A 7292-nucleotide genomic window follows, 5' to 3' on the forward strand; every position below is an offset into this window, starting at 1 on the left:
CGCAGGAAGCGCGGAGCGGCCAGGCCGCCCGAGGCGGCCGCTTCCCGGACCGCGGCCGCCACGAGGTCCACGGCGGCCTCGTCCACCAGGGCGATCGCCGAGCCGCCGAACCCGCCGCCCGTCATCCGCGCCCCGTGGGCTCCCGCCGCGAGCGCAGCGTCGACGGCGCAGTCCAGTTCCCGGCACGACACCTCGTAGTCGTCGCGCAGGGAGACGTGCGACGCCGTCAGCACCGGCCCGACCTCCCGGTTGCGACCGGACGCGAGCAGCGCCAATACCTCCCGCACCCGTCCGATCTCGGTGACCACGTGCCGCGCCCGCCGCCGCAGCAGCGGATCGCCCAGCCCCCCGACGTCGTCCACCTCACGCAACGACCCGACACCGAGCGCTGCAGCCGCGTCCTCCACGGATCGGCGGCGCTGCGCGTACTGACCGTCGACCAGCCGGTGCGGCGCCTGGGTGTCGATCACCAGCAGCGCCAATCCCGTCGCGGCGGGGTCGAACGGGACGGCGACGGTCGACCCGTCCGCCGAGTCGACCAGCAACGCGTGACCTGCCCGCGCCCGCAGCGAGATCGCCTGGTCCATACCGCCGGTCGGGGCGAGCGCGATCTCGTTCTCCGCCGCCACGCAGCACGACGCCAGCGCCGCACGCCCCGCGTCGTCGGTCGGCAGCCCCCCGAGCTCGGCCAACGCCAGGGCGAGCGCGCACTCGAGCGCGGCCGAACTCGACAACCCGGCACCGACCGGCACACACGACGCGACGGCCACGTCCGCGCCCCCGAAGTCCCTGCCGAGCAGCCCTTTCCGGCGCATCGCCCACACGACGCCGGCGAGGTACGACGACCACCCCGTCGGGTTCCCCGGACCGATGTCGTCGATCCGCCCCGTCCACGGCGGCCCACCGAGACTCGACACGCACCGCAGCACCTTGTCCGTGCGGCGTCGCACGGCGACGAACGTGCTGTGCGGCAACGCGATCGGCAGCGAGAGCCCGCGCGCATAGTCGACGTGCTCGCCGATCAGGTTGACCCGTCCCGGCGCCGCCCACACCCCCTCCGATTCGCCGCCGAACTCGTCACGCAGCAGGGCGGTCGCGGCGGCGGCTGCCTCGGCGTCGACCACCGGAGGTACCCAGCTCACTGCGCGACCTCCCGGAACCTGGCAGCGATCCGCTCGGGCGTGGTGTCGCTGATCCACGCCCCCATCCCCGACTCCGACCCGGCCAGGAACTTCATCCGGTGCGGTGCCCGCATGAGCGAGAACACCTGCAGGTACAGCCTTCCCAGCTCCCGCCCCTCCCCGACCGGGGCCTGGTGCCAGCCCGCGATGTAGGGCAGCTTGTCGACGCCGTCGAAGAACCGGTCCAGCCTCGCCAGGACGTCGAGGTACATCGTCGCCAGCTCGTCGAGTTCCGCTCCGGTCAGCTCGGCGAGGTCCGCGACGTCCCGGTGCGGCGCGAGGTGCACCTCCACCGGCCACCGCGCGGCCGCCGGGACGTACGCAGTCCAGTGCTCCGCGGTCGCGACAATCCTTGTGCCGGCACGCCGTTCGGCGTCGAGGACGTCTCGCAGCAGCGACCGCCCGGTATCGGCGCGGTGCCGGGCCGACTGCCGCAGCAGCGCCTCGGTGTGCGCGGGCAGCATCGGGTACGCGTAGATCTGGCCGTGCGGGTGCGCGAGGGTGACCCCGATCTCCTCGCCCCGGTTCTCGAAGCAGTACACCTGCTCGATGCCCGGCAGCGCGGACAACGCGCGGGTCCGGTCGACCAGCGCGGCCAGCACGGTGCGCACCCGGGAGACGGGCAGCTGCGCGAAGCTGCGGTCGTGCTCGCTGGTGAAGCACACGACCTCGCACCGCCCCGCGGCCGCCCGTTGGGGCCACAACTCCTCGCCGTCGACACGGCTCGACTCGGGTGCCGGCGCCTGCAGTGCGAGCGACGGGAAACGGTTCTCGAACACCGCGACGTCGTAGTCGTCGGCTGGGATCTCGGTGGCCGCCCGGCCCGGTCGCGTCGGACACAGCGGGCACTCGTGCGCCGCGGGCAGGAAGGTGCGGCTGTTGCGGTGCGAGGCCAGCGTCACCCACTCGCCGGAGAGCACGTCGTAGCGCATGGTCGACAGGGCCGCGACTGCGGAAAGGTCTCGGCCGTCGTGCAGTTCGCGCGTTGCGCCGCCGCCGAGGTAGGGCTCGGTGTCGTCGAAGTACAGCAGTTCGCGGCCGTCGGCGAGCGTCGTCGCCGTCCTCCGGATCGTCATGCCCAAGATCATGCGCTACGGCGCAGTGGTGCGGTTACGGAGTCCCAAGACTTCACAACCGCACCACTGCGCCGTAGGCGTATCTACAGGCCGAGATCGCCGAGGCCGAGCAGGGAACGGTACTCGAGTCCCTCGGCGGCGATGACCTGATCCGCGCCCGTGGCACGGTCGACCACCGTCGCGACGCCGACCACGATCGCGCCCGCCTCACGCAGCGCGCGAACGGCGGTCAGCGGGGAGTTGCCGGTGGTCGTCGTGTCCTCGACGACCAGCACCCGCTTGCCGACCACGTCGGGGCCCTCGATCTGCCGCTGCATGCCGTGCGCCTTGGCCGCCTTGCGGACCACGAACGCGTCGATCGGGCGACCGCCCGCGTGCATGACGGCCATCGCCACCGGGTCGGCACCCATCGTCAGCCCACCGACGGAGGCGAAGTCCCAGTCCGCGACGAGCTCGCGCAGCAGCTTGCCGATCAGGGGGCCGGCGCGATGGTGCAGCGTGGCGCGACGCAGGTCCACGTAGTAGTCGGCTTCCTTGCCGGACGACAGGGTGACCTTCCCGTGCACTACCGCCAGCTCGCGCACGAGCTCCGCGAGCTCCGCCTTCTCCGTCATCGACCGCTCCCTTTCGCCTGCCATGTCGAGGTCGAGCCTAGTCGGCCACGCGCGACCCGAACGCACGCGGCTCAGACGCTCGCGGACTCCGAGACCTCGCCGCCGGTCAGTTCGCCGCCGCGGAGTTCGGCGAGGAGCTCCACCGGGAGTTCGGCGAGCGTGGCCTCGAACAGCGGGGCCTTCCGAGCGCCGAAGATCCGCACGATGGGGGCCGTCCCGATCCCACCCACCAGCGAGTTCATCGCGGTCGCACTGTTGTTGTAGACGCGTGCGGCGCCGACCAGCCGCTGCTCGGTCCGCTGCAGGTCGAGCACCGGACGCTGAATCGCCCAGTCGTTCCTGACCTTCGGATCGTTGCCCGACTCCAGGACCACCCGGTGCAGCGCGACCGAGAGCGCGTTCTCCGATCCGGCCTGGTCGCCGAGGGTCATGCCCTGTTCCCGGAACCCCAGCGCGAGCGAGCGGGCACCCGCCAGCGGGGCCAGCACGCCCGAGTCCATGTTCGCGCCGCGCGCCGCGACGACGAGGTCGTTCACCTGGTCGTAGCGTCGCCCCAGCTCCACCTCGAGCAGGCGCCGGCTGGCCGTGAGGTTCGCCTCGGCTCGGCGTAACTTCCGGACCACCGCGTACACCCGGGCAAAAAGGACAACAGCAACAACAGCCACTACCGCCACAAGAGTCACAGGAGTGGAATCTACTCACTCACCCCGGGTACGTGCACACCGGTCAGGTCATCCAGACAAGGGGAACAAACGGGTCTTACCCAGCCGCGTCGGACGCGCGGGGTACGGGCGCGGGTCAGCGCGAGATGTCGTTGTCGGAACGCACGTCGAGCGGGTGCGGGTAGGGCCGCCCCGGGTCGTGGCCGACATCGCTCAATTCGCCGGGCTCGGAGACCGGCGGCAGCACGTGCAACAGCCCGGACAGACGGGCGACCGCGTCGATCGCCGCGTCCCAGTCCCGCCCGCTGCTGGTGACCGGCAACGACCCCAGCGTCCACGGACCCTCACTCCAGAGCATCTGGACCTGCGGCGGAACCGACTCGGTGAAATGCACCATCCGCTGGTCGCAGACCCGGCGGGCGATCTCGAGATCCGTGGAGAACACGACCCGGGGCCCGATCGCGCCGAGCAGGTTGAGGTCGTTGTCCTTGGGCGGCGGCGTCGACTTCAGCCGAAGGTCCACGTCCACGTCGGACCCGACGGCGCGCTGCACGGCGACGATCGTCGCGGCCTCCGGCAGATCGAACAGCACGAAGTTCTCACCGCGCCGGACACCGTGCACGACGTCGATCGCTCCCAGGTACTCCTGGCGGGCCATCGCGGCCCGATGCCACCGCGACGGCAACTGGTCGTCGGACTCGTTGTACGTGTAGCCCTGCGCCTTCGCCCAGATCTGCCGGACCCGACCGAATTGCTCGCGGCGGCTGCGATCGACGTACAACAGCACGATCGCACCGGCGAGCGCGATCGCGGAGAGTCCGAACCAGATAAGCGTCATCGCCAGTCACAATATCGACAGCCGGGCCCGTTCGTGGCACTCGGCTCGCACCCGGACCAAAGTTCCGCCGGAATTGCGGTCATCGCCGACGCCTCAGTTGCCGCCGCCGCTGCCGAGGTCCCCGAGGTCGGGGATGGCGGTGTTCACGATGAGCCGGGCCGCCACCGCTCCGTCCGAGGTCTTGTCGCCCTGCACGAGCACGGTGTCGCCGACCCGGAGGTCCGCGACCCTGGTGCCGTTCAACGAGATCACCCGGGTCGACGGTGTGGTGGTGACGGTCACCGCCGAACCGCCGATGCCGTCGAGGGTCAGGGTGGTCCCGTCGTTCGTCGTGACCGTCCCGACCGCCGCACCGGCCGCGCCGATCGCCTCGCCGAGGCCGCCCGGAATCTTCGAGAGATCGGGCGGCGTGGTGCCGGGCGCCGGGGTGCTGCGCGGCGGCGTCGAGGGTCGGGCCTGGGTCGGGGCCGGCGCCTGCGACCGGGTGACCGGGCCGGAGGCGGTCGCGTTGTCGGAGCCCCCGGAGGTGACGAGCAGGGCCCCGAACCCGACGACCGCGGCCAGCAGCAGCACCGCCACCGTGACGGCGGCGACGAGAACGACCTTTCCGGGTCCCTTCTTCTCGCCGTCGCCCGGGGGAACGGTGCCACCCGCCGCGGGACCGATCGGCGGCGGCTGGTTGCCGTCGAGGTAGGTCGGGTAGGCCTGCGTCGCGTTCGGCGGCGGCTGGTTCTGGTCGTACCCCGGATACGCCGGGTACGCCTGCGTCGCATTCGCCGGCGGCTGGTTCTGGTCGTACCCCGGATACGTCGGGTACGCCTGCGTCGCATTCACCGGCGGCTGGTTCTGGTCGTACCCCGGATACGTCGGGTACGCCTGCGTCGCATTCGCCGGCGGCTGGTTCTGGTCGTACCCCGGATACGTCGGGAAGGCCTGCGTCGCGTCGCCGTAGGCCTGCCGCGGATCCGAGGTGTACTGCGGGCCGGGGAACTGCTCGGTCGGCTGGTCCGGGGACCGGTTCTCGGGCTGCTCCGGGCTCGGGCCCCATCCGGCGGTGGGGTCGGGTCCGACGGGCAGCGCCTCGGTGCCGTCGGGGGTGTTCTCGGGTGTCCGCTGATCGTCCGGCTTGCTCATGTCTCGGGCCTGCTTTCCTGTGCAGATTCGACGCATCGCGCCTGTCCGGTCTCGACGCGCCGAGTCGGCGGCTTCGGACCGACCCTTCAGGGTAGAGCCGAATCCTGAGACTGGCCTGAACAGGGCGATCGAAGTCGGCTACTGCATCCCGTCCCAGGTGATCGGCTTGGCGAGCGCGGCCGGGAACTTCGCGTGCAGGTATCTCGTCCAGTCCGAGACGTGCATCCGCATGGCGGCCTCGGCCTCGGCCGGATCGCCCGCCATGACGGCGTCGAAGATCGCCTGGTCCGCCTCGAGCACCATGATCCGCTGCTGGACCGGGTAGTCGACGCCGAGCGACGAGGCCGCGAAGACCCCGTCCATCGCGTCGATCAGGAAGCCGAACAGCGGGTTGCCCGACGCCCACGCGATCGTGTTGTGGAACTCGCGGTTCGCCTCGAGGAACACCGAGAGGTCGGCGGTGTGCTCACGCATCGTGGCCACCGCGGCCGCGAGTCGCCCGCGCAGCTCGTCGGTGATCCGTTCCGCCGCCAGCCGCGCCATCACCGGCTCGAGCCCGACTCGGGCCTCCACGATGGTGGCGAACCGGGCGCCCTCGAACTGCAGCAGCAGCCCGAGGCTGTTCATCAGGTGCGAAGCCTCGGGCTTCTCGACGATCGGCCCACCGCCCGGGCCCGGCTTGAGCGAGATGGCGCCGGACAACTCGAGGAATCGCAGTGACTCACGCAGGGTGCCACGTCCCACTTGGTACTGCTCGAGCATCACCTTCTCGGAGGGCAGGTGATCACCCGGCCCGAGGCCCTGTTGGTCGATGTCCGCGATTATTCGCCGCGCAATGATCATTGCCGTCTTCTGCGGTCGATCCGACCTGATCACCATTGCGCTGCCCCCTGCATTGCCACCCCGCACACCCTACTGAGCAGTAGGGAGGATACCGGTCAATTCGTTAGATCATCGGCGTGAACAGGACCTTCTGGACCCTCGAGCCTCAAGTGTGACGCGAGTCACTTCGGACGGGGCCTGTGGCGCATTGCATCCAGTCGAATGATGCGGATAGTTTCTGGGCTGCGTCGAGAGGCTCGGGGTCACGATCTCGACCGCCCGCCGGTGCGCTGCGCCGGCGATCGACTTCACCAGACCACCTCCTGAGGGGAACGAATGAGCGAGAACCGCACGTCCGGCCTGCGCCGTGGCGCCCGCATCGCAGGCCTCGGCGCAGCTGCCGCCGTCACGATCGGCCTGATGTCGACGGGCGCCGCGAGTGCTGACACCTTCGTGCCGTTGCCGGACGGATCCAAGGCCACCCCCGGGGTCGTGGTTGCGCGCACCGGCGAGAGCGCCCTGATCTCGCCCTCGCTGGCCGCCAACGGCGCAGGCCGCACCGCGTGGGTGTCGGGCACCGTCACCGCCGACGTCTCGTCCATCACGAAGGAGGGCGAGGCGGGTCCGTTCAACGGCCAGACCAACGTCCCCGGCACGAACAACTCGTCCACGCACGGGGTTTCGCGGATCAGCACCGGCTACATCGTCGGCTGCCAGGTCGACATCACCGGCCTCGGCGGCTCCATCGGCGGCGGCATCGATCTGAACGGCCCGTCGATGAACGCCTCGCTGACCGTCCCGGTCGCGGCCGGACAGGTCAAGTTCGTCAACATCACCGGCAAGGACATCAAGAAGAACGGCAAGTACGCCGTCCAGTACCAGGACACCCAGCTCGAGATCCAGAACTGCGGCGGCTACGCCCAGGCGCGGTCCTACACCGTCGTCGAGATCGTCGGCGACAACTA

At 70.6% G+C, this 7292-nt stretch carries 8 protein-coding genes; 1 reads left to right on the plus strand and 7 read right to left on the minus strand.

What is annotated here, in order from left to right; all coding sequences use genetic code 11:
* The 7 genes from ACFXGJ_RS23530 to ACFXGJ_RS23560 form a co-directional block, all read right to left on the minus strand.
* Positions 1 to 1142: galactokinase (locus ACFXGJ_RS23530; RefSeq protein WP_378625631.1), on the minus strand; the 1142-nt coding region annotated here is incomplete at its 3' end.
* A complete protein-coding gene (gene galT / locus ACFXGJ_RS23535; RefSeq protein ID WP_378625634.1) occupies positions 1139 to 2257 on the minus strand; it encodes a galactose-1-phosphate uridylyltransferase in 1119 nt (372 codons plus the stop codon). The genes ACFXGJ_RS23530 and galT, both read right to left, overlap by 4 nt.
* 83 nt (positions 2258 to 2340) lie before the next feature.
* Positions 2341 to 2871: an orotate phosphoribosyltransferase gene (gene pyrE, locus ACFXGJ_RS23540; protein WP_378625637.1), complete on the minus strand. Its 531-nt coding sequence runs from the start codon at positions 2869 to 2871 to the stop codon at positions 2341 to 2343.
* 71 nt (positions 2872 to 2942) lie between these two features.
* A complete protein-coding gene (locus ACFXGJ_RS23545) occupies positions 2943 to 3536 on the minus strand; it encodes a LemA family protein (RefSeq protein WP_378625640.1) in 594 nt (197 codons plus the stop codon).
* Between the two features lie 133 nt (positions 3537 to 3669).
* Entirely contained in the window at positions 3670 to 4371 is a 702-nt protein-coding gene (locus ACFXGJ_RS23550; protein ID WP_378625643.1) for a hypothetical protein, read from the minus strand.
* A 93-nt stretch (positions 4372 to 4464) separates the two neighbouring features.
* Complete coding sequence (locus ACFXGJ_RS23555; RefSeq protein WP_378625646.1) at positions 4465 to 5505, minus strand: hypothetical protein; 1041 nt, start codon at positions 5503 to 5505, stop codon at positions 4465 to 4467.
* 138 nt (positions 5506 to 5643) lie between these two features.
* The gene (locus ACFXGJ_RS23560; RefSeq protein ID WP_378625649.1) at positions 5644 to 6348 is read right to left on the minus strand and encodes a FadR/GntR family transcriptional regulator; all 705 of its coding nucleotides are present in this window, start codon (positions 6346 to 6348) and stop codon (positions 5644 to 5646) included.
* Positions 6349 to 6663: 315 nt separating this feature from the next.
* Here ACFXGJ_RS23560 and ACFXGJ_RS23565 point away from each other — a divergent pair.
* Positions 6664 to 7292, plus strand: a 629-nt coding sequence (locus ACFXGJ_RS23565; protein ID WP_378625652.1) for an MspA family porin, incomplete at its 3' end; no start/stop codon positions are given.

The organism is Rhodococcus sp. NPDC059234 (assembly GCF_042754225.1).
Taxonomy (GTDB): Bacteria; Actinomycetota; Actinomycetes; order Mycobacteriales; family Mycobacteriaceae; genus Rhodococcus_G.